The 25413-nt window shown below is 70.3% G+C and carries 21 protein-coding genes; 10 read left to right on the top strand and 11 right to left on the bottom strand.

Features of this window, described 5'->3' with window-relative positions:
- Positions 1 to 84 precede the first annotated feature (84 nt).
- The 3 genes from FHX80_RS19635 (at position 85) to FHX80_RS19625 (ending at position 4431) form a co-directional block, all read left to right on the top strand.
- On the top strand, positions 85 to 1287 hold the full coding sequence (locus FHX80_RS19635; protein ID WP_145765385.1) for a glycoside hydrolase family 1 protein: 1203 nt from the start codon (positions 85 to 87) through the stop codon (positions 1285 to 1287).
- A gap of 260 nt (positions 1288 to 1547) precedes the next feature.
- Complete coding sequence (locus FHX80_RS19630) at positions 1548 to 3638, top strand: TPM domain-containing protein (RefSeq protein ID WP_145765384.1); 2091 nt, start codon at positions 1548 to 1550, stop codon at positions 3636 to 3638.
- Between the two features lie 79 nt (positions 3639 to 3717).
- Complete coding sequence (locus FHX80_RS19625) at positions 3718 to 4431, top strand: PspA/IM30 family protein (RefSeq protein ID WP_145765383.1); 714 nt, start codon at positions 3718 to 3720, stop codon at positions 4429 to 4431.
- Between the two features lie 18 nt (positions 4432 to 4449).
- On the opposite strand, the gene FHX80_RS19620 is transcribed toward FHX80_RS19625, so the two are convergent.
- From FHX80_RS19620 to FHX80_RS19600, 5 genes are all read right to left on the bottom strand, one after another.
- A complete protein-coding gene (locus FHX80_RS19620; RefSeq protein ID WP_208764797.1) occupies positions 4450 to 7032 on the bottom strand; it encodes a SpoIIE family protein phosphatase in 2583 nt (860 codons plus the stop codon).
- A gap of 193 nt (positions 7033 to 7225) precedes the next feature.
- On the bottom strand, positions 7226 to 7654 hold the full coding sequence (locus FHX80_RS19615) for an ATP-binding protein (RefSeq protein ID WP_145765381.1): 429 nt from the start codon (positions 7652 to 7654) through the stop codon (positions 7226 to 7228).
- A 356-nt stretch (positions 7655 to 8010) separates the two neighbouring features.
- On the bottom strand, positions 8011 to 8415 hold the full coding sequence (locus FHX80_RS19610) for a (deoxy)nucleoside triphosphate pyrophosphohydrolase (RefSeq protein ID WP_145765380.1): 405 nt from the start codon (positions 8413 to 8415) through the stop codon (positions 8011 to 8013).
- A gap of 85 nt (positions 8416 to 8500) precedes the next feature.
- Positions 8501 to 8686, bottom strand: a complete 186-nt coding sequence (locus FHX80_RS19605) for an SPOR domain-containing protein (protein ID WP_425281692.1) — start codon at positions 8684 to 8686, stop codon at positions 8501 to 8503.
- 389 nt (positions 8687 to 9075) lie between these two features.
- Positions 9076 to 9828, bottom strand: a complete 753-nt coding sequence (locus FHX80_RS19600) for a GntR family transcriptional regulator (protein ID WP_145765378.1) — start codon at positions 9826 to 9828, stop codon at positions 9076 to 9078.
- Between the two features lie 336 nt (positions 9829 to 10164).
- Between FHX80_RS19600 and FHX80_RS19595 the strand changes: the two genes are divergently transcribed.
- From FHX80_RS19595 to FHX80_RS19575, 4 genes are all read left to right on the top strand, one after another.
- Positions 10165 to 11580: a glycoside hydrolase family 18 protein gene (locus FHX80_RS19595; RefSeq protein WP_145765377.1), complete on the top strand. Its 1416-nt coding sequence runs from the start codon at positions 10165 to 10167 to the stop codon at positions 11578 to 11580.
- 169 nt (positions 11581 to 11749) lie between these two features.
- Positions 11750 to 12850 (top strand): threonine synthase, encoded by a 1101-nt coding sequence (locus FHX80_RS19585; RefSeq protein WP_411977500.1) that lies wholly within the window; start codon positions 11750 to 11752, stop codon positions 12848 to 12850.
- Positions 12851 to 13049: 199 nt separating this feature from the next.
- Positions 13050 to 15680, top strand: a complete 2631-nt coding sequence (locus FHX80_RS19580) for a discoidin domain-containing protein (RefSeq protein WP_145765375.1) — start codon at positions 13050 to 13052, stop codon at positions 15678 to 15680.
- 275 nt (positions 15681 to 15955) lie between these two features.
- Complete coding sequence (locus FHX80_RS19575; protein WP_145765374.1) at positions 15956 to 16846, top strand: TIGR03620 family F420-dependent LLM class oxidoreductase; 891 nt, start codon at positions 15956 to 15958, stop codon at positions 16844 to 16846.
- 132 nt (positions 16847 to 16978) lie between these two features.
- On the opposite strand, the gene FHX80_RS19570 is transcribed toward FHX80_RS19575, so the two are convergent.
- On the bottom strand, positions 16979 to 17518 hold the full coding sequence (locus FHX80_RS19570; protein ID WP_208764687.1) for an SRPBCC domain-containing protein: 540 nt from the start codon (positions 17516 to 17518) through the stop codon (positions 16979 to 16981).
- The gene (locus FHX80_RS19565; RefSeq protein WP_244318336.1) at positions 17515 to 17835 is read right to left on the bottom strand and encodes an ArsR/SmtB family transcription factor; all 321 of its coding nucleotides are present in this window, start codon (positions 17833 to 17835) and stop codon (positions 17515 to 17517) included. The genes FHX80_RS19570 and FHX80_RS19565 overlap by 4 nt, the downstream gene beginning before the upstream one ends.
- Positions 17836 to 18239: 404 nt before the next feature.
- Between FHX80_RS19565 and FHX80_RS19560 the strand changes: the two genes are divergently transcribed.
- Together FHX80_RS19560 and FHX80_RS19555 are read left to right on the top strand one after the other, a co-directional pair.
- Positions 18240 to 18515, top strand: coding sequence for a hypothetical protein (locus FHX80_RS19560; RefSeq protein ID WP_145765372.1), 276 nt, complete (start codon positions 18240 to 18242; stop codon positions 18513 to 18515).
- Entirely contained in the window at positions 18512 to 18919 is a 408-nt protein-coding gene (locus tag FHX80_RS19555; protein WP_145765371.1) for a type II toxin-antitoxin system VapC family toxin, read from the top strand. The genes FHX80_RS19560 and FHX80_RS19555 overlap by 4 nt, the downstream gene beginning before the upstream one ends.
- 818 nt (positions 18920 to 19737) lie before the next feature.
- Here FHX80_RS19555 and FHX80_RS19550 read toward each other — a convergent pair.
- Positions 19738 to 21177, bottom strand: coding sequence for an ATP-binding protein (locus tag FHX80_RS19550; protein WP_145765370.1), 1440 nt, complete (start codon positions 21175 to 21177; stop codon positions 19738 to 19740).
- Between the two features lie 170 nt (positions 21178 to 21347).
- A complete protein-coding gene (gene ychF / locus FHX80_RS19545) occupies positions 21348 to 22436 on the bottom strand; it encodes a redox-regulated ATPase YchF (RefSeq protein WP_145765369.1) in 1089 nt (362 codons plus the stop codon).
- Between the two features lie 347 nt (positions 22437 to 22783).
- Here ychF and FHX80_RS19540 point away from each other — a divergent pair, with 347 nt between their 5' ends.
- Entirely contained in the window at positions 22784 to 23335 is a 552-nt protein-coding gene (locus FHX80_RS19540; RefSeq protein WP_145767385.1) for a DUF6542 domain-containing protein, read from the top strand.
- Positions 23336 to 23445: 110 nt separating this feature from the next.
- Here the strand turns inward: FHX80_RS19540 and ppgK are convergent, their stop codons facing one another.
- Together ppgK and FHX80_RS19530 are read right to left on the bottom strand one after the other, a co-directional pair.
- Positions 23446 to 24183 (bottom strand): polyphosphate--glucose phosphotransferase, encoded by a 738-nt coding sequence (gene ppgK, locus FHX80_RS19535; protein WP_145765368.1) that lies wholly within the window; start codon positions 24181 to 24183, stop codon positions 23446 to 23448.
- 185 nt (positions 24184 to 24368) lie between these two features.
- Positions 24369 to 25358 carry a 4-hydroxy-3-methylbut-2-enyl diphosphate reductase gene (locus FHX80_RS19530; RefSeq protein ID WP_208764686.1) on the bottom strand — a complete coding sequence of 330 codons (990 nt, stop codon included), beginning with the start codon at positions 25356 to 25358 and terminating at the stop codon, positions 24369 to 24371.
- Between the last annotated feature and the right edge of the window lie 55 nt (positions 25359 to 25413).

Raw genomic sequence — 25413 nt, 5'->3', positions numbered from 1 at the left:
CCGGCCGCCCCACCGATACGTACGTGGCCCGCACCCGCACACCCGCCGGTCACCCCCCCTCACGCACCAGAAGGACAGTTTGCGATGACTCACACCCAGGTCCCGTTCCCCGAAGGCTTCCTGTGGGGCGCCTCCACGGCCGCCCACCAGATCGAGGGCAACAACACCAACAGCGACTGGTGGGTCAAGGAGCACACCGCGGGCACCCACATCCAGGAGCCCAGCCTGGACGCCTGCGACAGCTACCACCGCTGGCACGAGGACATGGACGTGCTGGCCGGACTGGGCTTCACCGACTACCGGTTCTCCATCGAGTGGGCCCGTATCGAGCCCGCCGAGGGCCAGTTCTCCCGGGCCGAGCTCGCCCACTACCGCCGCATGGTCGAGGGCGCCATCGAGCGCGGGCTGCGCCCCATGGTCACCCTGCACCACTTCACCGTGCCGCAGTGGTTCGAGGCGCGTGGCGGCTTCACCGCCGAGGGCGCGACCGAGCTGTTCGCCCGCTACGTCGCGGCCTGCGCACCGGTGATCAGCGAAGGCGTCAGCCACGTCTGCACCATCAACGAGCCGAACATGATCGCCGTGATGGCGGGCCAGGCCAAGCGCGGCGATCTCAGCTTCCCGCCCGCCGGTCTGCCGACCCCCGACGACGAGACCACCCAGGCCGTCATCGCCGCCCACCACTCGGCCGTCAAGGAGGTCAAGGCGATCAACGCCGACATCCAGGTCGGCTGGACCATCGCCAACCAGGTGTACCAGGCCCTGCCCGGCGCCGAAGAGGTCACCGCGGCCTACCGCCACCCCCGCGAGGACATCTTCATCGAGGCCGCCCGCGGCGACGACTGGATCGGGGTGCAGTCCTACACCCGCACCAAGATCGGTACGGACGGACCGGTCCCGACCCCCGACGACGCCGAGCGCACCCTCACGCAGTGGGAGTACTACCCCTCCGCCGTCGGCCACGCGCTGCGCCACACCGCCGAGGTCGTCGGTCACGACATCCCGCTGATCGTGACCGAGAACGGCATCGCGACCGACCGGGACAGCCGCCGGATCGACTACTACACCGGCGCCCTGAACGAGGTCGCCTCCGCCATCCAGGACGGCCTGCGGGTCGAGGGCTACCTCGCGTGGAGCGCCCTGGACAACTACGAGTGGGGTTCCTACACGCCGACGTTCGGCCTCATCGGCTGGGACCCGGAGACCTTCGAGCGACTGCCGAAGCCGTCCGCCACCTGGCTGGGCGAGATGGGCCGCACCCGCGCGCTGCCGCGTATCGCCGACTGACGTCGGCCCTCGGACCGGGAGCCTCCTGACGGTTCCCGACCGTGCGGGGTCCGGCGGTACCTGACGGCCGCCGGACCCCGCCACCAACATCGGACGCGGGGCAGTCACATGGCGACGGCCGGCATCCGCGTCCGGCAGGGCGCTGCACGCACGGCAGGCGCGGGCACGTCGCGGGGAGTCTCTCCGGGCGCTGAACGTGGCCCCTCGCCGGGTCGCGGGTGACCGAACGTGGACATAGCCTCACAGACGTGATGCCGCCTGTGAGCCGAACCCGGACCGTCATACCGGGCCGGGCCCTGCTCGCCGTCCTGCTCGCGGTGTGCTGGCTGACCCTTCCTGCCGCGCTGTCGGCGCGCGCCGACGACCCCGTCACGCTGTCCCGGGACGGGCAGGTCACCGACAGGTCCGGCGCGCTGGAAGACCGCAGGGGCCAGGTGGTCACCGCACTCGACCAGCTGTACGAAAAACGCCGCATCCAGCTCTTCGTGGTGTACGTCCGTGATTCCTCCGGGCGGTCCGCGCGGAACTGGGCCGCCGACACGGCCGACCGCAACGGGATCGGACGCGACGACAACCTGCTCGCCGTCGCCACCCACGACCGGCGGTACGCGTACTCCGTCGGCCAGGACTCCCGCTTCACCGACGCCCAGCTCCACGACGTGGCGAGCACCGCCATCGAGCCGGCGCTCAAGGAGAACGACTGGGCGGGCGCCGCGATCGGGGCCGCCAACGGGTACTCCGCCGTCCTGACCGGCGCGGCCGTACCCACTCCGACGATCACCCCGGGCGCCGACGACCCCGGAACGGGGAACTCCGGCGGGACGAGCGTCGGGGACCTGATCCTGCCGATCGTCGTCGTCGGCGGAGCCGCGGCGGCCGCCGCCTATGCGCACACCCGACGCAGACGACGCACCGCCACCCGCACGACGCCCGGCGCGACCGGCTGGGGACGGGAGGACCCCGACCGGAACACGTCACCGGCGCCGCCCACTTCGCTGCCGGAACTCGACGCCCGGGCCAAGGAGACACTGGTCGGCACGGACGACGCGGTCCGCACCAGCGACGAGGAACTCGGATTCGCCACGGCCCAGTTCGGAGAAGCGGCCGCAGCACCGTTCACCGAGGCGGTTGCGTACGCCAGGGGCGAGCTGACGGCCGCGTTCCGGTTGCGCCAGCAGCTCGACAACGCCATCCCCGAGGACGACGCCACCCGCCGGCGGATGCTGGACGAGATCATCAGCCGCTGCGAGGACGCCAACTCCCGGCTGGACGCGGTATCCGAGGACTTCGACCGGCTCCGTGCGCTCGAACACAACGCCCCCCAGGCGCTCGCGGCGGCCGAGACCGCGTTCCGTGCGCTCGCCGGCCGGGTCTCCGAGGCCGGGGCGACCCTCACCTCCCTGCGCAGCCGCTACGCAAAGTCCGTCTCGGCCCCCGTCGCCGGTGACATCGAACAGGCCAAGGACCGGCTCGTGTTCGCGACGTCGTCACTCAATCAGGCCCGGCAGTCGGTGGACGGCGGGGACAACGCCGCCGCCGCGGTGTACGTACGGGCCGCCGAGGGCGCGGTCGACCAGGCGACCACCCTCGTCGACGCCGTGGACCGGCGCGCGCGGGAGGCCGAGGAGGCGGCGGGCCGGCTGCCGGCCGCGCTCACCGAGACGGAGACGGACCTGGCCGACGCGGGCGGGCTGCTGGAAGGCACCACCGCGGGGGCGTCCACAGCGGATCTCCGGGGCCGGATCACCCGCGCGCGCTCCGTGATCCGCGCTGTGCGGGAAGAGCTGCGGGCCGGTCCGCACGACCCGGTCGACGCGCTGCGCCGGGTGGAGGAGGCGGACGCGGCACTGGACGAGGCGCTGGCCGGTGCGCGTGAGCGGGAGCAGGGCGACCGGCGGGCCCGCTCGCTCCTCGACCAGGCGATGCTCACCGCGCGCTCGGCGATCGGCGCCGCCGCCGACTGCGTCAGTACCCATCGTGGAGCGGTCGGCAGCCAGGCCCGGACCCGGCTGGCGGAGGCCCAGCGACGGCTGGAGCGAGCCCGTGAACTGGCCGGGACGGACGACGCGCAGGGGGCGCTGGCCGAGGCGCACCGGGCGGACTCACTGGCCGGGCAGGCACAGAGCCTGGCGGAACAGGACGTGCGGACATACGGCAGCCGAAATGGTCCGGGCGGTGCGCAAGGAGGGGGCAGCAGCGGCGGGGGTACGGGCGGCGCGGTCCTCGGCGGAATCATTCTCGGCGGGCTCCGGGGCGGGGGCGGCCGCGGCGGCTTCGGCGGGGGCGGCGGGCCGGGCAGTTTCGGTGGCGGGGGCACCCGTGGCCGGCGCGGCGGTGGTGGCCGGTTCTGACCGCCCGGCGCCGCCCCGCACTCGCCGGCCTGCGTACGGATCACTCGTGGATCAGCACGGGACACACAGGAGAGGTGCCATGACCAAGCAGACCGTTCTCGGACGCGTCACGCAGCTGGCGAAGGCCAACATCGACGCACTGCTCGATCAGGCCGAGGATCCGCAGAAGATGCTGGATCAGCTGATCCGCGACTACACGTCCAACATCTCGGAGGCCGAACAGGCCGTCGCCACGACGATCGGCAATCTGCGGCTGATGGAGCAGGACCACCGGGAGGATGTCGAGGCCGCCGAGGAGTGGGGCGAGAAGGCGCTCGCCGCCAGTCGCAAGGCGGACGAGCTGCGTGCGGGCGGATCGGCGGCCGAGGCCGACAGGTTCGACAACCTGGCCAAGGTCGCGCTCGGCCGGCAGCTCCAGTCGGAGAAGGAGGCGAAGACCGCGGAGCCCACCATCGCCTCGCAGACGGAAGTGGTGGACAAGCTCAGGTCCGGGCTGGACCGGATGAAGGCCAAGCTGACGGAGCTGAAGCCCAAGCGGGACGAGCTGGTCGCACGGGTCAAGTCCGCCCAGGCGCAGAACCGGATGATGGACTCCGTCAGCAGCATCGACGTCCTCGACCCGACCAGCGAGATCGGCCGGTTCGAGGACAGGGTGCGGCGCGAGGAGGCGAAGGCGCTGGGAAAGCAGGAGCTTGCCGCTTCGTCCCTGGACGCCCAGTTCGAGCAGTTGGACACGCTGGGTGCCAGTGCGGAGGTCGAGGCGCGTCTCGCGGCCCTGAAGACGGCCTCGTGAGTCCGGGCGGGGCCCTGGTCAGTACATGCTCAAAAGCTCCTCGACCGTGCGCTCGGCGGCCGGCCGGCCGTCGGGCAACGACAGTTCGAACCAGACCGTCTTGCCACGCGGTGTCCGCCTCGATCCCCAGGCCGCACTGAGCAGCCCGACCAGTTGCAGACCCCGGCCGCCCTCGTCCGTGTCGCGTGCCCGCCGTCGCCGCGGCTGGACGAGACCCGCGTCCCACACCTCGCACACGAGGGTACGGTCGCGCAGCAGCCTGAGCCGGACCTCGCCCTCGCCGTACCGCAGGGCGTTGGTGACCAGTTCGCTGACGAGCAGTTCGGTGGTGTCCACCAGGTCGTCGAGGTCCCAGGCGAGCAACTGACCGCGGGCGAGTTCGCGGGCGCGGCCGACCGAGCGGGGTTCTCTGGGCAGTCGCCAGTCGCCGACCGCTTCGGCCGGCAGCCCCTGGATGCGGGCCATCAGCAGGGCGATGTCGTCCTCGCCGTGCCGGGTGTCGAGGGTGTTCAGTACCCGGTCGCAGACGTCTTCAAGCGGCCGCGCGTGTTCGACGAGGGCGCCGCGCAACGCTTCGAGTCCCTCGTCCAGCGGGTGATCGCGGGACTCGACGAGGCCATCGGTGTAGAGGGCGAGGAGGGCGCCCTCCTTGAGTTCGACCTCGACTTCCTCGAAGGGTTCGCCGCCGACTCCGAGCGGCATGCCGGGCGGGACGTCGAGCAGCAGCGCCGGTTCACCCGGCTCGGCCACGACGGGGGGAAGATGGCCGGCGTTGGCGAAGGTGCACCGTCGGGTGACGGGGTCGTAGACGGCGTAGATACAGGTCGCCAGATAGACCTCGGCGAGGTCCGCCTCGCGGGATTTGTGGGCGGCCCGTGAGGGCCACTGGGCGCCGCCGATCCCGCCGGACGAGGTGCTGCCACCGGGGGCGCCGAGGCCTCGGGCGACTTCGTCGAGCGCGGAGAGGACCTCGGCGGGCTCCAGGTCGAGGAGCGCCAGGGTCCTCACGGCGGTTCGCAGTTCCCCCATGGCGACCGCGGCACGCAGTCCGCGTCCCATCACATCGCCGACGACGAGGGCGGTGCGGTGCCCGGGGAGTTCGATCACGTCGAACCAGTCGCCGCCCACCTCGGTCGCCGTGTTGCCGGGCAGATAGCGGCAGGCTATGTCGAGACCCGCGGCCTCGGGGTCGCCGGGGGGCAGCAGGCTGCGCTGGAGTATCAGGGCACGCTCGTGCTCGCGCCGGTAGAGGCGCGCGTTGTCCATGCAGACGGCGGCACGGGCGGCGAGTTCGGTGGCCAGGGCCCGGTCCCGTTCGCCGAAGGGCTCGCTGCCCTTCGTACGGGAGAACTGCACGAGTCCGATCACGGTGTCGTGGGCGACCATCGGCACGGCGAAGGTGGACTGGACGAATCCGCGGTCGTCGCCGGGCACGTCCTCGACACGGCCGGTGCGCAGCGCGATGGCACACGGCGAGTTGAACGGGTAGCGGTGCACCGCGCCGAGCGCGGGCGCCCCGGCGACCCTCCGGGCCTGCGAGCCGTCGCCGACGGAGTCGGGAACGGTGTCCGCGACGGTGTCGGGCATGGCGTCCGACACGGCGCTGGCGAAGGCGACGCGGCACAGTTCGGCGGAGCCGCCGACCGATTCCTGACGGAGGGAGCTCCAACTGCCCGGCGGTGCCTCCTCGCCGGTGAGCAGTGCCTGGTAGAGGTCGACGGACGCCAGGTCGCAGAAGCCCGGTACGGCGACGTCGAGGAGTTCGCGTGCGGTGGTCTCCAGGTCGAGGGAGTTGCCGATGCGCGCGCTGGCCTCGTTGAGCAGGGCGAGGTTGCGCCTGGCGCTGGCGGCCTCGCGGGCGGCGATATGACGCCGGGTGACATCGGTGGCCAGTCCGGCGATACCGATGGGGCGGCCCGATCCGCTGTGCACCCGGTAGAGGTTCATCGACCAGTGGCGGCGCTCCGGGTCGCCCGGGGCGGTACCGACGAGCTGGAGGTCGGTGACGGATTCACCGGTCGCCAGGACGCGGCGGAGTGTGGCGGCCAGCCGGTCTGCCTCCGCGCCGGTGAGGTAGTCGTGAACGGTGCGGCCGTGGTGGTCGTCGGCCCGGCCGCCGAAGACTGTGGCGAAGCGCTCGTTGGCCCGCAGCACCGTGAAGTCGGTACCGAACAGCACAAAACCGAAGGGAGATTGGCCGAAAATTGCCTGCGAGGCCGCAAGGTCCGTCTCGATACCGCGCAGCGCCCGGACATCCACGACGATGCAGACCGCGGCCCGTTCGCCGGTCACCGTCTCACTCGGCATCACATAGATCTCGGCGAGCCCGTGCAGGGCGTTCTCGCCCGGCATGCGGAACGGGACGAGGCCCGTCCACTCCTTGCCGTCGAGCACCTCACCGATCCGGCGGTGACCGTCACGGCGCAGCTGGCCGGGCATGAAGGCCTCGACGGGATCCTTGCCCACCACCTCGTGAGCGGCAACGCCAAAGAGACCGGCGGCCCGGCGGCTCCACTGCTCGATCAGCCCGTCGGAGCCGATCGAGAAGGAGGCAACCCTGACGTAGTCATAAATCGAGCCAGGCGGACTGCTCTGCCACACGACGTCGCCCGCTGTCCCAGGTATTTCGCTCACGCGACCGTCCCCTCCAGCTCACACACCGGACCGGTCCTGCCCGCAGTATTCAGCACTACGGCCCTCACCGACACGGCGTTCACGATCACAGCACGGTCTCAGTCCCTTTCAGCCAGGTTCTGCCCGACCTCTGGTGATCGCTGTTCGTCCCACCCCACTCCTAACCAGGCAGGGCCAGCTCGAACCACACCGTCTTGCCGGTCTTTCCGCGTCTGGTCCCCCAGCGCCGGGCGGAACAGGCCACGAGCTGCAATCCCCTGCCGCCTTCGTCGTCGGGTCCCGCCCTGCGTTCGGTGGGCGGATCCGGAAGCGGATCGGAGACTTCCACCAGCAGCGCGGGGTGCGTGACAGGGCCGTCACCGTTGGGATGAGGGCGCACCAGCCGCACGTCGATGGGGCCCGGCGTGTAGCGCATGGAGTTGGTCACCAGCTCGCTGACCAGGAGTACAGCCACATCTCCGACCGCTGTGTCGATCCCCCAGCCGCGCAGCGCCTCGTGGACGGCGTGCCGTGCCGTGCGCACTGCGCCGGGAACAGCGGGAAAGCTCCACTCGGTGCAGTCGCCTTCGGTATCGATCACGCCGATCACTTCCCAAGACCAGCATCGGAGAGCGTCCTGTCCAAAGGGGATCAACCAGGGCATACCCGATAATCCGCGTGAAATACCGCCGGGGTCGACACGTGGGGCGTACGGGTGCAGGGCCATGCGCACGAACGGGTGTGCGCGCAGAGAAAGGGCGCACGGGCCCATCGGCACGCGCCGCCGACCAGTCACCTCGCTCAACGGCATGCGCCGCTGACCAGTCACTCCGCTCAGCGGTGCGCACCACCGGCCAACCTCTCCGTTCAGCGGTGTGCACCGTCGGCCAACCGCTCCACCCAGCGACGGGCGTCGCGGGTCGGCCACTCCGCTCGGCGGTGCGCGCCACGGGTCAGCCGCTCCGCTCAGCGGTGCGCGCCGTCGGCCAACCGCCGTACGGCTTCGGCGACTGCGGGCCGGTCCTGCTCCAGCCAGTCCACGGTGTCGCCCTCACCGGGTCCGAGCCAGCGCAGCTCGTCGTGGTCCTGAAGCGGCGCGGGAACACCCGACACCAGACGGGCCGTCCACACCCGGAGCACATAGCCGGGCTTCAGCGGCCACTCGCCGGGGATCCGCTCCAGCGGTTCCGTCTCGACGCCGAGCTCCTCGCGGAGTTCGCGCACGAGCGCCTGCTCGCCGCTCTCCCCCGGCTCCACCTTGCCGCCGGGCAGTTCCCAGCGGCCGGCCAGCTCGGGCGGGGCGCTACGGCGCGCGGCGAGCAGCCGCCCCCGGTCGTAGACGGCTCCGGCCACCACCACACGATCACTCATGCCTCGGAGCGTAGTGCCAGGCCCCGACCACCCCGGAGGGCGCGGCACGGTCACCGGGGCTCCGGCGGACGGCCGGACCGGCGCACTACTGCGGCCGCGCGCTCTGCCCGATGCGCTCCACCCAGTAGAGCTGCTTGTGGCCGTGCCCATCGAGCTTGTCGGCGGCCCGCTGGGCCTCTTCCTGCGTGGTGTATCTGCCCACGCGGTAGCGGTTTCCGTTGTCGTCCTGCCGTATCACCAGCCAAGGGAGCACGGCCCCGCTGTCGCTCATCGTGTCCCTCCCGAGCATTGCGCCCCTCCCCTGAACGACGTGCACGTTTCTAAGAATCCCCAGGAAACCGCAGTACGCATATGCCCGAGCGTACGCCTGACCTTCACGCAACGAATATGTATTTGCACAAAGAGATACCGATCCGGCCAGGAGTGGACCAATACGTAGGGGGCGCATCCAGCTGGATGCGCCCCCTGGGCCACTCGGACCGATACGAGCGGGACATGACAAGCCGTCACAAGTGACGTCGCGCCCGGCCGTTACGAGACCTGGGCAGCCGCCAACGTGTCGTCATGCGCTCCGGACGAACGCCTCCGGCACCGGCCGACCGACAGGTACGACGACGCCGGGCATCGGCCACCCGCCACCGACGCCCCCTCCGGTGCCGGTCACCTGACCGGAAGGTGGTAGGCGATCCGGTAGCGATCCGCGGGCACCACCACATCGGCGGTCTCGACCGGTCGGCCCGATGCGTAGTACGTGCGCTCGATCACCATCACCACATGCCCCGGCACCCCGCCGAGCGCCAGGAGCTCCTCCGCCAGCCCCGGGCGCGCACCGACCTGCTCGGCCACGTTGTCCACGACCACATCGATCGCGGCCATCCGCTCGACCACCCCGCAGCCGCCCAGCGGGCCCTCCTCCGGCAGCATCACCGGCGTCCGCCCCGTGACCGCGAGAGCCTCCCAGGAGGTCGAGAGCATCATCGGCTCACCCGCCTCCCGGAACACGTAGCGCGTGCGCATCACGCGGTCGCCCTGCTCGATTCCGAGCCGTTCGGCGATCTCCGGACTCGCGCCCTCCTGCTCGCTCCGGGATTCCCAGGTCCCCCGCGCCCCCTCCGCCGTCTGCTCCTGCCGGAACGGACTGGCGCCGGTCTCCGACCGGAAGCCGGAGCGGGCGATCCGGCGCGGAACCGGGCGCTCGCGCACATACGTACCGGAGCCGGAGCGGCCCTCGACCAGCCCCTCGGCCATCAACACCTTGCGCGCCTCCAGCGCGACGGTGTCCGAGACCCCGTACTCCTCGCGGATACGCGCCTGCGACGGCAGGCGCGTGTGTGGTGGCAACGAACCATTGACGATCTTCTCTCTCAGATCGCTCGCAACGCGCAGATAGGCGGGCTGCTCACCGAAAGTCACAGGCCACTCCCCAGGAGATTGACAGACTGCGACAGCGTGACAACCGTCGGTTCCAGACCGCAAGCGCAGGCCAGGGTTTCACTCGAAGTGATGATTCGCCACCGACATACGCATACACACCCCGAGCCGCCGCGGCGATTCCGCCCCCCTGTCGCACCCCACCGATCGCGACCGGCATCCGCCACCGCCGGCCCGGGACGGCTCGGGGCGCGGCCCCGGGCGTGACCCGCAGTCAGATGTGACTCACCCCTTGACCTCGCTTGGTCCAGACCAATAACTTCCACCCCACACAGCACGGCTCACGCACCTCTCGGCACACGCACAGAAATGGGCCTCATGCGTCGAAGAACCCTGTCCAAGCTGGCAGTTGCCGTTTGCGCCGTCTCGCTGGCAGCCGCCGTCACACCCGCCGCCAGCGCCTCCGCCGGGCACGGCAAGGACCGCGGCAAGAACCACGCCTCCGCTCCCGCCTACAAGCGCGTCGGCTACTTCACCCAGTGGGGTGTCTACGGACGCGACTTCCAGGTCAAGGACCTGGAGACGAGCGGCACGGCAGCCAAGCTCACCCACATCAACTACTCCTTCGGCAACGTCAGTGCCGACGGCAAGTGCTTCACCGGCAATGTGCCCGGCGAGGCCGACGCATGGGCGGACTACGTCCGTCCGCTGGACGCCGCAGGCTCGGTGGACGGCGTCGCCGACACCGACGGCCAGGCCCTCGCGGGCAACTTCAACCAGTTGCGCGAGCTCAAGGCCAAGCACCCCGGCCTCAAGGTGATGATCTCGCTGGGTGGCTGGAGCTGGTCCACCCACTTCTCGGACGCGGCCCGCACCGCCGCCTCCCGCAAGGCGTTCGTCTCCTCCTGCATCGACCTGTACATCAAGGGCAATCTGCCGGTGGACGGGACACGAGGCGGCGAGGGTGCCGCGGCCGGCCTCTTCGACGGAATCGACATCGACTGGGAATGGCCGGGATCCGCCGGTGACACCGACACGGTGTACCGCCCGGAGGACAAGCGGAACTTCACCGCTCTGGTGCACGAGTTCCGCACCCAGCTCGACGCCTACGCGAAGAGCGACGCCGCATCGCACAAGGGGAAGAACACGCGGAAGGGGTCAGCCGGGCATAAGGGCGCGAACCACGGCTCGAAGCCCAGGCACTACGACCTCTCGGCGTTCATTCCCGCGTCCCCCGAGAAGATCGACGCCGGCTTCGACGTGCCCCGCATCATGCGGGACTTCGACTTCGTGAACCTCCAGGGTTACGACTTCCACGTCTCCGGCGAGAAGACCACCGCCCAGCAGTCCGCGCTGTACGCGAAGGGCGACTTCAGCGTCGACCGGACCGTACGCGACTGGCTGAAGCGCGGCGCCCCGGCCCGCAAGCTGGTGATGGGGATGCCGTTCTACGGTCAGGGCTGGACCGGTGTGACCGGCGGCGGCGACGGCCTGGGCCAACCCGCCACGGCGCCCGCCCCCGCCACCTGGGCCGCCGGTTACGAGGACTACAAGGCCCTCAAGAAACTGGCTGAATCCGGTACGTACAAGGTCCACCGCAATGTCCGGGACGGCAGCGCCTGGCTGTTCGACGGCACCACCGTGTGGACGTACGACGACCCGCAGGTCCTGCGCACCAAGAGCCAGTACATCCGCGACCACCGGCTCGGCGGTGCGATGTTCTGGTCGCTGGACGGGGACACGGACGACGGCGAGCTGATGGCCACCGTGGACCGCGGACTCTCCCGGCGGTAGGAACTCCCGGGGCTGGGGCGGCTGCGACAGTGCAGCCGCCCCAGCCCCCTCAGCCCGGCCCCTCAGCGCATCCCGCCCCATCCCCTCAGCCCATCCCACCCCGTCCTCCTCCCTCCGCTCCCTCCTCCCTCCCCTCCCTCCCCTCCCTCCTCCTGACATGCTGGTAGCCATGGCCACCACGTACCGCTGCCCGCAGGACGGAACCCGCGCCGACATCGCCTCGCTGACCTGGTGCTGCCCGGTCTGCCGCGGCCCTTGGGACCTCGACTTCGAGATCGCGGGCCCCCTTCGTCCCAACGCCCTGTCCGGGCGGGTCAACTCCCTATGGCGTTACGAGGAGGTGCTGCCGCTCGCGTCTCCGATGACCACCCTCGGCGAGGGCCGCACCCCGCTCGTTCCGCTCACCGGTACGGTCTCGGCCAAACTCGACTTCCTGATGCCGACGCTCTCCTTCAAGGACCGCGGCGCGGTGATGCTCGCCGAACTGGCCCGTCGTCTCTCCCCCGAGCGCGTTGTGGCGGACAGCAGCGGAAACGCGGGCACCGCCGTCGCGGCCTACTGCGCCCGCGCCGCACTGCCCTGCACGGTGTACGTCCCCGAGGGCACGTCCCCGAAGAAGACCGAGCAGATCCGGGCCCACGGAGCCCGGCTGGAAATCGTCCCCGGAGACCGCGAGTCGACCGCCCTGGCCGCCCGGGCCGCCGCCGACGCACCCGGCACGTTCTACGCCTCGCACGTCTTCAACCCGTACTTCCTGCACGGCACGAAGACCTACGTGTACGAGATGTGGGAGGACCTCGGCGGCAGGCTCCCCGACGCGATCGCCGTGCCGGTCGGCAACGGCACCCTGCTCCTCGGCGCGGCCCTGGCCGTCACGGAACTCCACGACCAGGGCCTGATCGACACCCGCCCGGCCCTGATCGCCGTGCAGGCCGAGGCCGTTTCCCCACTGGCCGACGCTTTCCACGCCGGGGCGGAGGATCTCCTCGACGCCCCGTCCGGGGCCCTCTCCCCCACCCTCGCCGAGGGCATCGCCATCCCGCGTCCGCCGCGGGCCCGGGCGATCCTGGCGGCGGTGCGTGAGTCGGGCGGCACCTTCCTGACCGTGACCGAAAATCAGATCCGCGGCGCACAACTGGATCTGGCCGCCCGCGGCTTCTACGTGGAGACGACAGGGGTGGCGTGCTGGGCCGCGGTCGGTGGCTGGACGGACCGCAGCGTCGTCGTACCCCTGTGCGGCGCGGGACTCAAGACAGGCCTCGCCACCTGAGCCGGAGGGCCTGACCTGGAGTCCCCGACTCAGCCGATGGCCGCCGCGCCAGCCGGTTGCCGCGCCGGCCGATGACCGCCGCGCAGCCGGTCGGCGACTCAGCCGGTGGCCGCCGCCTCAGCCGGTGGCCGCGTCAGCCGTTCACCCGCGCGCCGTACGCCGCCGCGCTGTGCCCGTTTCCCTTCCCTACGTTCGTAGCGTGAGCCTCTCGCGTATCTCTCTCCTCGCGTCACTGGCCGCGTGCGCCCTGATCGCGCCCCTGCCGCCCGTCCCCCCCACCTCCCCCACCTCGGACCAGGCCGCTCCCGCTCCCGCCTCCGACATGGCCTGCGGCCGCGACACCGACCCCGCCTGGGCGCCGACGTCCACCACGTTCGGCGAGGCCGCGGGCTACGACCCCTATGTCGGCAACGGTTACCTGGGCCACCGCGTGCCCGCCGCGGGCGCCGGATACGCGGAGCCCGGCGGGAAGACCGGCTGGCCGCTGTTCACCCCGCGCTACGACGGCGCCTTCGTCTCCGGCCTCTTCGGCCGCGAGCCGGACCTGGCGGCCGGCCGCGAGGTGATCGCCGCGCTGCCGAGCTGGACGAACCTCGACGTGCGCGTGGGCGACGAGACGTACGGCTCCGCCACCCCGGCGGGCCGGATCTCCCGGTACCGCCAGACGGTGTTCCTGCGCTGCGGACTGGTACGTACGTCGCTGCGCTGGACGACCGCCGACGGCCGCGCGACCGACCTGACGTACGAGGTGCTGGCCGACCGCGCCGCAGTGCACACCGGCGCCGTACGACTGCTCATGACCCCGCACTGGAGCGGCACGGCGACGGTCACGGGCCGGCTCGACCCACGCGGCGCACGCCGGATCGCACTCGACGACGACGGGACGTTCCGCACCCGGGGCACCGGGACGGAGGGCGCGATCGTTCAGACGATGCGCCCGGCCCCGTCCGGCAGCGCGAGCCCGGCCCCCGCCGGCGCGAATCCGTCCCGTGTGAGCGCCGGGCTCACGTATACGTTCGAGAAGTTCGTCGGGGTCGACACCGCGCTCACCTCACGCGCCCCGCGCACCACCGCCCAGGAGGCGTCCCGGCGCGCGGCCCGGCTCGGCTGGTCCGCGGTCCTCGCCGAGAGCGCCGCCGTCTGGCGCCGGGACTGGTCCGCCGACGTGTCCCTACCGGGCAGCCCCGACCTCCAGAAGTGGCTGCGCTCCGCACAGTACGGGCTGCTCACCGCCACCCGCGCCGGTTCCCGCGACAGCATCGCCCCGGCCGGTCTGACCAGCGACAACTACGCGGGCATGGTGTTCTGGGACGCCGAGACCTGGATGTTCCCCGGGCTGCTCGCCACCCGTCCCGAGCTGGCCCGTTCGGTGGTCGAGTACCGCTACCGCACCCGTGACGAGGCCCGTGTCAACGCCGAGAAGCTGGGCTTCAAGGGCCTGTTCTACCCGTGGACGAGTGCGAGCAAGGGCGGCCTCTGGTCCGAGTGCCAGAGCTGGAACCCGCCGCACTGCGTCACGCAGAACCACCTCCAGGGCGATGTCTCACTGGCCGTCTGGCAGTACTACCTGGCCACCGGCGACCGTGACTGGCTGGCCGGCCACGGCTGGCAACTCCTGCAGGGCATCGCGGACTTCTGGGCCTCGCGCGCCACCGTGAACGACGACGGCAGCTACTCCGTGAAGGATGTGGCGGGCCCGGACGAGTACAGCAACGGCGTCACGGACGGGGTGTTCACCAACGCCGTCGCCGCCACCGCCCTGCGCAACGCCACCCGCGCGGCGCAGCTGCTCGGCCACCCCGCTCCGGCCGAGTGGACCGAGGTCGCGAACGGTCTGCGCATCCCGTACGACCCGAAGCGCAAGCTCTTCCTCCAGTACGCGGGCTACGACGGCTCGACGATCAAGCAGGCCGACACCGTGCTGCTCATCTACCCGTTGGAGTGGCCGATGGAGCCGGGTGCGGCGGCCGCCACGCTCGACTACTACGCGGCCCACACCGATCCGGACGGCCCGGCGATGACGGATTCGGTCCATGCGATCGACGCGGCCGCGATCGGGGAGCCTGGCTGTGCGACGTACACCTATCTCCAGCGTGCCGTGCGCCCGTTCATGCGCGGTCCGTACGCCCTCTTCAGTGAGGCGCGGGGCGCGAAGGCGGGCGCGCAGGATCCGCTGTCCGGTTTTCCGGCCGAGGACTTCCTCACCGGCAAGGGCGGATTCCTCCAGGTGTTCACGCACGGGCTGACCGGATTGCGGCTGCGGGAGGACGGGGTGCGGCTGGACCCGATGCTGCCGCCGCAGCTGCCTGCGGGGGTCACGCTGACGGGGCTGCGCTATCAGGGGCGTATGTACGACATCGAGATCGGCCCCCGGACGACCGAGGTCCGGCTGGCCTCGGGTGCGCCGTTCACCCTCCACACGCCGGCCGGTCCGCGCCTCCTGTCGACCGCGCTCACCCTGCCCACCCGCCGCCCCGACCTCGTCCCGACCACCGACGCGGCCCGGTGCCGCCCGGCGACGGCCACCTCCGAGACCCCCGGCCTCTACGCGGCGGCGGCGGTGGACGGCAGTACGGCGACGGCCTGGTCGCCGGACGGGGCGGCGGGGACGCTGACCGTGGATCTGGGGCGGACGGCAGCGGTGACGGGAATCGTGCCGGAGTGGACGGACGTACGCCCCGCTTCGTACGGGCTGGAAACCTCGGCCGACGGACAGCACTGGGAGTTGTACCGGGCGGGCGCGGTGGCCCGCGAGGTGCGGGTGACGGTCCGGTCGGCGGATGGGGACAAGCCCACAGGCGTAAGGGAGTTGAGGGTCACCCAGCCGTAGACCATCCGGGCGGGCGGGGACCGGGGGCGGGCCGGGACCGGGGGCGCCCCCGCCCCGACGGCGGGCCCCGGCCCGGCAGTGGCCCCCCGGCCCCGGCCCCGGCCCCAGGGCAACGGCACGCGCGCCAGGGCCGGCCCGGACTGTCGTACCGCACGGGCCCGGCGAGATGGATGAGGTGGTCGAGGGCGGCGGGCGCTCCGCGCCGTACACGTCGGCAGATGGATGAATCCCGGCCCGGCCGGGAATAGCGGACGCGGGTCGCTGTTGGGCACGGCATGACTTCTGAGACACGCGAGGCATTCGGACGGGTCGGCATCTGGAGCGGCGCCCTGCACGGGGCGCGGGCGGACGACGCGGGAAAGGGGGCGATCACGGAGGCGGTCGCCGAGCTCGAAGAGCTGGGTTACGGCACGCTGTGGATCGGCGGCAGCCCGTCGCCCGACGACGCCGCGGCTGTCGTCGCCGCCACCCGCACGGTCACCGTGGCCACCGGCATCCTGAGCATCTGGGACCACACGGCAGCGGAGGTGGCGGCGCGGATCGCGGCGATGGACGCGAGCGCGCGCGGGCGGTTCGTCCTCGGCCTGGGCGTCAGCCACGGCCCGATGGTGCCGCAGTACACGAAGCCGTACAGCGCGATGGTCGCGTACCTCGACGCGCTGGACGCAGCCACCCCGCCCGTGGACTCCGGACGTCGGGTGCTGGCGGCGCTCGGCCCCAGGATGCTGAAGCTCGCGACCGACAGGGCACTGGGCGCCCACCCCTATCTCGTCACCGCCGAGCACACCGCGGAAGCACGCGAGGCGCTCGGCCCCGACGCGCTGCTGGCCCCGGAACTGTCCGTCGTGCTCGACACCACGCCCGACCGGGCCCGCACCACCGCGCGGAACATGCTGGGGATGTACCTCCAGCTGCCCAACTACACGGACAACCTGCTGCGTCTGGGGTTCACGGAGAACGACTTCGAGGACGGCGGCAGCGTCCGCCTGCTCGACGCGCTCTTCGCCCTGGGCGACGCCGAGCAGGTGAGGGCCCGGACGCAGCAGTACCTGGACGCCGGCGCCGACCACGTCGCCCTCCAGGTGCTCACCGCGGACCGGGGCGGCGCCGGCCTGCCGCGGGCCGAATGGCGTGAACTGGCCGAGGCCTTCGGCGACGAGCTGTAGAGGACGAGCTGTAGAGGTCGGCTCGCAAGGGCAGCCGGACCCGCCGCCGTGCCGGTCCGGCTGCAGGGGCCCGTGCGTGTCGCTCCCGGCCGGGCGGGTGGGTGGCGGTCGGCGCATTCCCCGTGCAGGTCGTCAGCTGGCGGCCGGGGGGCCTTCCTGCGGACCGAGGGCGGGCTCGAACGCGGCGACGTAGCGGTCGAAGTGGCCCTTCCAGACGTCGGCGGCCGCGGTTTCACCAGCGAGGCGGGCGAGGCAGACCTGCCAGCCTGCCGCGTTGCGGGCGGCGATACCGGGGGGCGTCTCATCGGTGAACACCAGGCGGGTGCGACCGTCCGGCTCGGGCGTCAGGGTGAAGCGGAGGGTTTCCTCTCCCCAGGTATAGGCGAGAACGCGGGGCTCCTCCGCTTCCAGGACGGTGCCGGTGAGAGTCATATCGGTCCCGGGGAACGGGAAGCTGATCCTGGCACCGCGCTCCCAGGCGTCAGCGATGACCTCGGACGGAAACCACGCCTTGAGTTCCTCACGGTCGGTGATCGCACGCCAGACCACCGCGGGAGGCTGGGCCAGAACCCGCTCGAAGCGCAGGATCGGCCGGGCGCCGTCGGTGCTCAACGTGGCGTCGGGGGCGGCGTCGGAATCCGTGGGATCTACGGAATCCATGGGGTTGCTCATGATGTTCCTTCCTCCAGATGCCGGCCCAGGCGGTCCAGGCTCGCGCTCCACAGCCTGCGATAGGAGGCGAGCCAGGCATCGAGCTCGGCCAGCGGCTCCGGGCGTATCCGGTACAACCGCCGCTGAGCGTCCACCCTGGCCTCGACCAGCCCGGCTTCGCGCAGGACGCGCAGATGCTTGGAGACGGCCGGCTGCGTCAGTCCCAACTCGTCGACCAATTCGCCGACGGGCCTCTCGCCATCCTTGAGGAGGTCGAGTATCCGCCGACGACTGGGCTCGGCGAGCACTGCGATGACGTCACTTGCCGGGTAGCTCACCCAAACGAATATACGACACCAGCAATATGCCTGCAAGCGCATACAAGACCCCGGAGAGCCGACCGCAACGAAGGAAGCCCGTGTCGACCCCATCGTGCACGGATTTCAAAAAACGCCCCAGTCGGCAAGCTGCGGACTCCGCGCGGACCGCAAAGGCCGCCTAACCCACTCCGCCGCAGGTCAGACGGCCTTTCGCCGCACGTATCAGACGTTGAAGCGGAACTCCACCACAACCGGTCTGACCTGCGATTATGTGGGCGCATCCCAGCACCATCCCAGCACGGGATTCACTGCAAAGTACAAGAAGATCCAGAAGCGCCAAGACTACGCATCAAGACCCGCCCCGGATACAGACCGCGCAGCGCTCCAGACGCTGTAATAGTTTCTGTACTAGATTTGCGGCCATGAAGTCACCCCGCCCCGGCGGCACGGAGAACCTCTCCGTGTCGATGCCCTCCGAACTCCTCGGTGCTCTGCGGACCCGCACCGGTAAGCGCGGCGTGTCCGCTTACGTGACGGCGGCGGTCCGGCACCAGCTCGCCATGGACGGCCTCGCCGAGATCGTGGCCGCCTACGAAGCCGAGCACGAGCCGCTGAGCGAGGCCGAAGTCCAGGCCGCACAGAGCGAGCTCTTCGGTGATGCACCAGCGCCCTACGCGTCGAACGACAGCGCCGCGTGAAGGAGCCCGCAGCCGGGTCCCTGGTGCTCGACTCCCAGGCGCTGTCGCTGGTGCTGCGCAACGACCGTCAGATGGTGACCCGGATCGAGGCCGCTCGTCGCGTAGGCGTGCCCGTCCTCGTGTCGGCCCTGACGGTCGTGGTGTCCGTCTACGGGAAGACGGACACCACCCGGCTGCGCTGGCTTCTCTCCCGCCTTCAGGTCCAGGACGTCACCCAGGCAGACAGCCACACCGCGGTGCAGTTGCTGAGCGACGCCGGTGGCCTACACGGCCACAAGTACGCCATCGACGCCCTCGTCGCCGCGATGGCGCTCCGCTCCCCGGCACCCGCCCTCGTCCTGACCTCCGACCGCGGCGACTGGTCGAAACTGTGCGGCGACCGCGTACAGATCAAGGACGTCTGACCTCGGCGTCTACTCAGGTTGAATCCACCTGCTGATCGACTGCCGCTTCGTAGAAGGCATCCGCGAGGGCGACGATGATCGCGTTGATGGCCGACCCGTCGGTAAAGATGAAGTTTCCCCAAGGCCGGGTAGTTAGCGTTTCCGCTGGTTGTGCAAGGGAGTTGTTGGTGGAGTTGCCGTGTAGCGTCCGGTGCGGACTCTCTTGATCATTCCTTTCTCGGTCCAGCGAACGAGTTGTCGGTAGGTGGCAACGAGGGTGACGTCGCCGAGGTGCTCGGCGATTTCCCTTGCCCGCCAGTGCCGTTCGGGTTCTGCCTGCAGGATGGCCAGGACACGTGCCATGCGGCTGCTGGTCTTGCCGGGGCCGACCGGGGCCGACGTATTGCGGAACGGTCGCTGCGGGCAGCGCGGGCTCCGGGGCTGGGGGCGGCAGGAGCGCGATCGTCATGGATGTTACGGTCCGGCTGCCGTCGGGGCGGCCGTCCTGCTTCCGTTCCGCGTAACGGGAGATGGGGGACTTCACCTTGCGGGTGCTGACCCGGTTTCGCCGCGGTGGCCCGTGCCTGCGGCCTCCTTCGCCGGGGAGTGTGGGCCTGCCCGGGAGGCGCACACCGGCCGTGACCAGAGCGCATAGAGGGCGCGTTCTGGTGCCGACGGTCCTCAAGGTATGAGTGTTGAGGCAGTGGGGCCGATCCGGCCGAGGTAGACCTCGTCGCTGCGCTCATCTCGCAAGGTGCGAGTCGGAGCGCATTGCTGACGATGCTCCTGTGCGGGGCTCCGCCGGATCACTCACGACGTGAGAATCCCGGACTTCGCGGCTATCGGGGCTGCCACGCCCGTACGAGGTCCTCCGGCCCCCAGTGCGCGGTGAGCGGCAGATCATCGGTCACCCCACAGCGGGAGACCGCGACCAGTGGAGTATCCGGGGCGGTACCGGGGACGGCGAGCATGTCGCGCACCAAGGCGTCGTACTCATGACGGCCGAAGGGCTGGGTCTCCAGCCACTTGACCGACCCGACGAAGGACACCTGCCGGGCCACCGGCTCGCGGTCTGCACCGATGAGGTCGATCTCGGGGTTGTTCTGACGGTTCCACCAACCGCCGATGGCCTCGGTCTCGGGCCACTCATCATTGGGCATCAGACGCAGCAAGGACTCGCGGATCAGTGGCTCGACCGCTCGCCCGCGCCAACTGGTCCATGACCGCTCGATGCGTTCCAGTGCCAAGTCACCGCGGCCTCGCTCGATGAGTGGGATCGCGCGTGCCAGGAACGCCAGCCAGAACCGCAGATACGGGTCGGCGATCCGGTAGCGCTTGTTCTTGCTGTCCGGCTTGACCGACAGGGGGAGATCAGCAGCCAGGACTCGCTTGGCCTGCAACATGGCCAGCAGCGGGGAGAGCGTGCCGGACGGCAGAGCGCTGGCGCCGCCGGCCTGGGCTGCGATTGCACTGAACGTGCGCTCACCGCTGCCAACCGCTTCCAGCACGGCCCGTGAGTGCGAAGCCTCGGGGAATTCGCCCAGCAGGGACAGCTCGCCAGCCACCAGCAGGGGCGAGAGAGGATTGGCGACCGACGCCTGCAAGAAGGCTGTACGCCCCATTCCCGGCCGCCACGACTGCACGATCTCGGGGAATCCGCCAGTGATCAACTGGGCGTCGACGGCCCCTGCGGCGTCGAGTTCGGTCATGGCCTGTACGTCGGCCAGGTTCAGGGGGTGGACGGTCATTTTCGCTGCCCGACCGAAGAATGGGCGTCCGTACGACTGCAGTGCCTCCATCACCGATGTATCGCTGCCAACCAGCAGCAGAAGCACGGGCTTGGAGGACAAGTGACGGTCCCAGACAGTCTGGAGTGCGCCCTCGAATTCCTGATCCTGCTCGACCAGCCAGGGCACCTCGTCGATCACCGCGATGCTGGGCGAGTCATCGGGTACCGCGAGCGCCAGTGAGCGCAGGGCCTGGTTCCAGTCCTGCGCCTGGAGGCCGGCGACCAGCTCCGCCCCCGGCAGTAGCGACTGCGCGAGCGTCGCGGCGAAGTCGGCGCGCTCCGTCACAGGGTTGCGCCCACGGGTGGCCTGAAACACCACGTATGCCGCTCCCGAGCGGTCGCAGAACTCCTGGACCAGTCGCGACTTCCCTACTCGGCGCCGACCCGTCATGATCACAGCCCGCCCCCGAGTGGCTCCAACCCCCTCTACCACTGTCCGGTACTGCTCAGCCAGCAGCTCAAGATCTCCGGCCCGACCTTGAAACTCCACGACGCACCCCTGAGGACAATTAACGTAGATAGATTCTTACGTAGGTTGAATCTTACTTCACCTCTGAGCTGACGGACCGAACGGGGAAAGCCCAGGGGCCCGACTCCGAAGAGCCGGGCCCCTTCCGACCTGCTTTTTTGCCAGATCAGTGACGTAACGTATCGAACCCGCTACACGTTGAACCGGAACTCCACCACGTCCCCGTCCTGCATGACGTAGTCCTTGCCCTCCATGCGGGCCTTGCCCTTGGCGCGGGCCTCGGCGACCGAGCCCGTTTCGACCAGGTCCTCGAAGGAGATGATCTCCGCCTTGATGAAGCCCTTCTGGAAGTCGGTGTGGATCACACCGGCCGCTTCGGGGGCCGTGGCGCCCTTCTTGATCGTCCAGGCGCGGGCTTCCTTCGGGCCTGCCGTGAGGTACGTCTGCAGGCCCAGGGTGTCAAAGCCGACGCGGCCGAGGGTGGCGAGGCCGGGCTCTTCCTGACCCATGGACTGGAGGAGTTCCAGGGCCTCGTCGTCGTCGAGCTCGATCAGCTCGGACTCGATCTTGGCGTTGAGGAAGATCGCCTCGGCGGGGGCGACCAGGGCGCGCTGCTCGTTCTTGAAGTCCTCGTCGACCAGCTCGTCCTCGTCGACGTTGAAGACGTAGAGGAAGGGCTTGGTGGTGAGCAGGTGCAGCTCGTGGAGGAGGCGGCCCTTCTCGGTGGCGGCCGTGATGCCGGCGTGGAAGAGGGTGTCGCCCGCTTCGAGGATCTTCTGGGCCTCCTCGACGGCGGCCAGGACCGCGACCTTCTCCTTCTGGAGGCGGGCCTCCTTCGTGAGGCGCGGGACGGCCTTCTCGACGGACTGGAGGTCGGCGAGGATCAGCTCGGTGTTGATCGTCTCGATGTCGTCCTTGGGCGAGACCTTGCCGTCGACGTGGACGACGTTCTCGTCCTTGAAGGCACGGATGACCTGGCAGATCGCGTCCGACTCACGGATGTTCGCGAGGAACTTGTTGCCCAGGCCCTCGCCCTCGCTCGCGCCGCGCACGATGCCCGCGATGTCGACGAAGTCGACCGTCGCCGGCAGCAGCTTCTGGGAGCTGAAGATCTCCGCGAGCGTGTTCAGGCGTGCGTCGGGCACGCCGACGACGCCGACGTTCGGCTCGATCGTGGCGAACGGGTAGTTGGCCGCCAGCACGTCGTTCTTGGTCAGGGCGTTGAACAGGGTCGACTTGCCGACATTCGGCAGGCCGACGATTCCGATCGTGAGCGACACGTTGGCGACTTCCTGAGGGGTGGGCGGGCTCGCAATGACGTCCGGCCCCGGTGGGCCGATTCTCCAGTTTACGGGCGGCCGCGAACACGTATCCACGGGTCCCGTCGGGCGCCGATCCGGTTCCCGTTGGGCCGTGTGGCATCGAACTCATCGCCAAGCTCGGCCAAAGCGCGTGTCCCGCACCTGATTCCTGCCGCCCGGCGACCTACGTTGTCCCGGTGGAGCAGCACAGGACACGTCCCCCGCAGCACAACCCGACTCAGCAGGCCCCGCAGTCCCCGCTGGGGACCAAGGGAGCCGAGGGAGCCAAGGGAGCACCCGGCGAAGGTGCCTCCGCCTATCGGGTGATGAGCGCACCCGCAGGCCGGGCCCGCCCGGTGGCACCTGTTGTGCTCGCCCTGCGGCGACTGCCGAATCCCCGGCTGACCGGTATCGGCGCCGGGCTCTTCGCGGCCGTCACCATGTTCGTGCTGGCCTGCGCGGACTGGTTGCTGTTCGACGACTCGGCCGTCGTGTTCGGTGCGCTGTTCCTGCCGGTCAGCGCGCTGACCGCGCTCTGGGTGCGGCCCGCGGACCTGGTGACCGCGCCGATCAGCGTGCCGATCGCGTTCGCTGTCGGCATCATCCCGATCTCGGGCGGCACGAGCGGTTTCGGCGGACAGACGATGGCCGTCGTCACCGCGCTCGCCGTCCACGCGGGCTGGCTGTACGGCGGCACGCTCATCGCCGGGCTCATCGCGACCGTACGCAAGGTCCGGCTGATGCGCGCCCGGCAGCGGCGGATGCTGCTGGCCGCACAGACCGCGCGGGCGGCCGGCGCCGGCCAGTCGCAATCCCCCCGGCCTGCGGGGCCGGCACCCCGGACCACCGCACAGGCGCCCCGGCGTCGGCAGCACTGACCGGCCGGGAACACCGAGCGGCCCCGGCCGGGGCGGTCGCCACGAAGCCGTCGCAGCCGCAGGCTATGCGCGGTCGCGGCGGTCTCGGCTCGGCCGTCGCCACGCGGCGGTCAGCTGCCCCCCGCCGCCATGGCCGCGCCCACGATGCCCGCATTGTTCTGCAGCTCCGCCGGCACCATCTCGGCCCGTACGTGCTCGATCAGCGGCAGGAACTTGTCGGCCTTGCGGCTGACACCGCCGCCGATGATCAACAGTTCGGGCGAGAACAGCATCTCCACATGGGCCAGGTACTTCTGCAACCGGTGTGCCCAGTGGTGCCAGCTCAGGTCCTCGTCCTCCTTGGCCTTCGTCGACGCGTGCTTCTCCGCGTCGTGACCGTTCAGCTCCAGATGGCCGAGCTCGGTGTTGGGTACGAGCCTGCCGTCGATGAAGAGCGCGCTGCCGATGCCCGTACCGAGTGTCAGCACGATGACCGTGCCCTTGCGGCCGCGCCCCGCGCCGAAGGTCATCTCGGCGATACCGGCCGCGTCCGCGTCGTTCAGTACGGTGACCGGCAGGCCCAGCTTGTCGCTGAGCAGGTTGCGGGCGTCCAGGTCGATCCAGCCCTTGTCGACATTGGCCGCGGAGCGGGTGAGGCCGCCGGTGACCACGCCCGGGAAGGTGATGCCCACCGGGCCCGACCAGTCGAAATGGCCGACCACCTCGGCCACGCTCCCGGCCACGTCCTTGGGCGTGGCCGGGTGCGGTGTGAGTACTTTGTGGCGCTCCTGCGCCAGGTCTCCGCGGTCCAGGTCCACGGGAGCACCTTTGATCCCGGATCCGCCGATGTCCACGCCGAAGATCTCCATGTGATCCACGGTACGGGCAGGCGGCCCGACTCACTTCCCGGAACGAAAACCGGAACGGAACCGGACGGGAACCCAACCGGAACGCCGAACGGGAACCCCGAACCGGAACGCCGATCGGAAACCTGAGCAGATACCCGAGCGGATGCACGGTCGGAAACCTGAGCGGATGCCCGAACCGGGCGCCGTCATTCGGCGGAGAGTGCCGCCGCCTCCGCGCGCAGGTCCCGGCGGAGCTCCTTGGGCAGCGAGAAGATGATGGACTCCTCGGCCGCCTTCACGATCTCCACGTCCTCGAAACCCCGCTCGGCCAGCCACGCCAGGACACCGTCGACCAGCACCTCGGGAACGGACGCACCGGAGGTGACACCGACCGTGGAGACGCCGTCCAGCCAGGACTCCTCGATCTCGTCGGCGAAGTCGACCAGATGGGCGTCGTTCGCACCGGCGCCGAGGGCCACCTCCACCAGGCGGACCGAGTTGGAGGAGTTCTTGGAGCCGACGACGATCACCAGGTCGGCGTCCGACCCCATCTGCTTCACCGCGATCTGACGGTTCTGCGTGGCGTAGCAGATGTCGTCGCTGGGAGGCGAGATCAGGAGCGGGAACTTCTCCTTCAGCGCGCCGACGGTCTCCATCGTCTCGTCGACCGAGAGCGTGGTCTGGGAGAGCCAGACGACCCGGGAGGGGTCGCGGACCTCGACGTTCGCGACGTCCTCGGGGCCGTCGACCAGCGTGATGTGCTCGGGGGCCTCGCCGGAGGTGCCGATGACCTCCTCGTGGCCCTCGTGGCCGATCAGGAGGATGTCGAAGTCGTCCTGCGCGAAGCGGACGGCTTCCTTGTGGACCTTGGTGACCAGGGGGCAGGTCGCGTCGATCGTGGCGAGCTTCCGATCGGCGGCCTCCTGGTGCACGGTCGGCGCGACGCCGTGTGCGGAGAACATCACGATCGAGCCCTCGGGGACCTCCGCGGTCTCCTCGACGAAGATCGCACCCTTCTTCTCCAGCGTCTGTACGACGTATTTGTTGTGGACGATCTCGTGGCGCACGTAGACCGGTGAGCCGTACTGCTCCAGGGCCTTCTCCACGGCGATCACGGCACGGTCCACGCCCGCGCAATAGCCACGGGGAGCGGCGAGCAGGACGCGTCGGGATGTCGTAGCAGTCATGCGTCCCATCGTAAGGCCGTACCGAACAGGCGCGGGGCCGACGGGATCGGAAGACTGATCATCA

The organism is Streptomyces brevispora, from assembly GCF_007829885.1.
Lineage (GTDB): Bacteria > Actinomycetota > Actinomycetes > Streptomycetales > Streptomycetaceae > Streptomyces > Streptomyces brevispora.
The sequence above is the reverse complement of the archived record's forward strand: the minus strand, read 5'-3'. Positions and strand labels throughout refer to the sequence as shown.

What these genes read in the sequence shown, in the direction of transcription:
- FHX80_RS19625 (WP_145765383.1), top strand. Translation starts at nt 3,718, where the DNA reads ATGACCAAGCAGACCGTTCTCGGACGCGTCACGCAGCTGGCGAAGGCC.
- FHX80_RS19595 (WP_145765377.1), top strand. Translation starts at nt 10,165, where the DNA reads ATGCGTCGAAGAACCCTGTCCAAGCTGGCAGTTGCCGTTTGCGCCGTC.
- FHX80_RS19540 (WP_145767385.1), top strand. Translation starts at nt 22,784, where the DNA reads ATGAGCGCACCCGCAGGCCGGGCCCGCCCGGTGGCACCTGTTGTGCTC.
- FHX80_RS19635 (WP_145765385.1), top strand. Translation starts at nt 85, where the DNA reads ATGACTCACACCCAGGTCCCGTTCCCCGAAGGCTTCCTGTGGGGCGCC.
- ppgK (WP_145765368.1), bottom strand. Translation starts at nt 24,183, where the DNA reads ATGGAGATCTTCGGCGTGGACATCGGCGGATCCGGGATCAAAGGTGCT.
- FHX80_RS19560 (WP_145765372.1), top strand. Translation starts at nt 18,240, where the DNA reads ATGAAGTCACCCCGCCCCGGCGGCACGGAGAACCTCTCCGTGTCGATG.
- FHX80_RS19585 (WP_411977500.1), top strand. Translation starts at nt 11,750, where the DNA reads ATGGCCACCACGTACCGCTGCCCGCAGGACGGAACCCGCGCCGACATC.
- FHX80_RS19610 (WP_145765380.1), bottom strand. Translation starts at nt 8,415, where the DNA reads ATGAGTGATCGTGTGGTGGTGGCCGGAGCCGTCTACGACCGGGGGCGG.
- FHX80_RS19575 (WP_145765374.1), top strand. Translation starts at nt 15,956, where the DNA reads ATGACTTCTGAGACACGCGAGGCATTCGGACGGGTCGGCATCTGGAGC.
- FHX80_RS19530 (WP_208764686.1), bottom strand. Translation starts at nt 25,358, where the DNA reads ATGGGACGCATGACTGCTACGACATCCCGACGCGTCCTGCTCGCCGCT.
- FHX80_RS19570 (WP_208764687.1), bottom strand. Translation starts at nt 17,518, where the DNA reads ATGAGCAACCCCATGGATTCCGTAGATCCCACGGATTCCGACGCCGCC.
- FHX80_RS19605 (WP_425281692.1), bottom strand. Translation starts at nt 8,686, where the DNA reads ATGAGCGACAGCGGGGCCGTGCTCCCTTGGCTGGTGATACGGCAGGAC.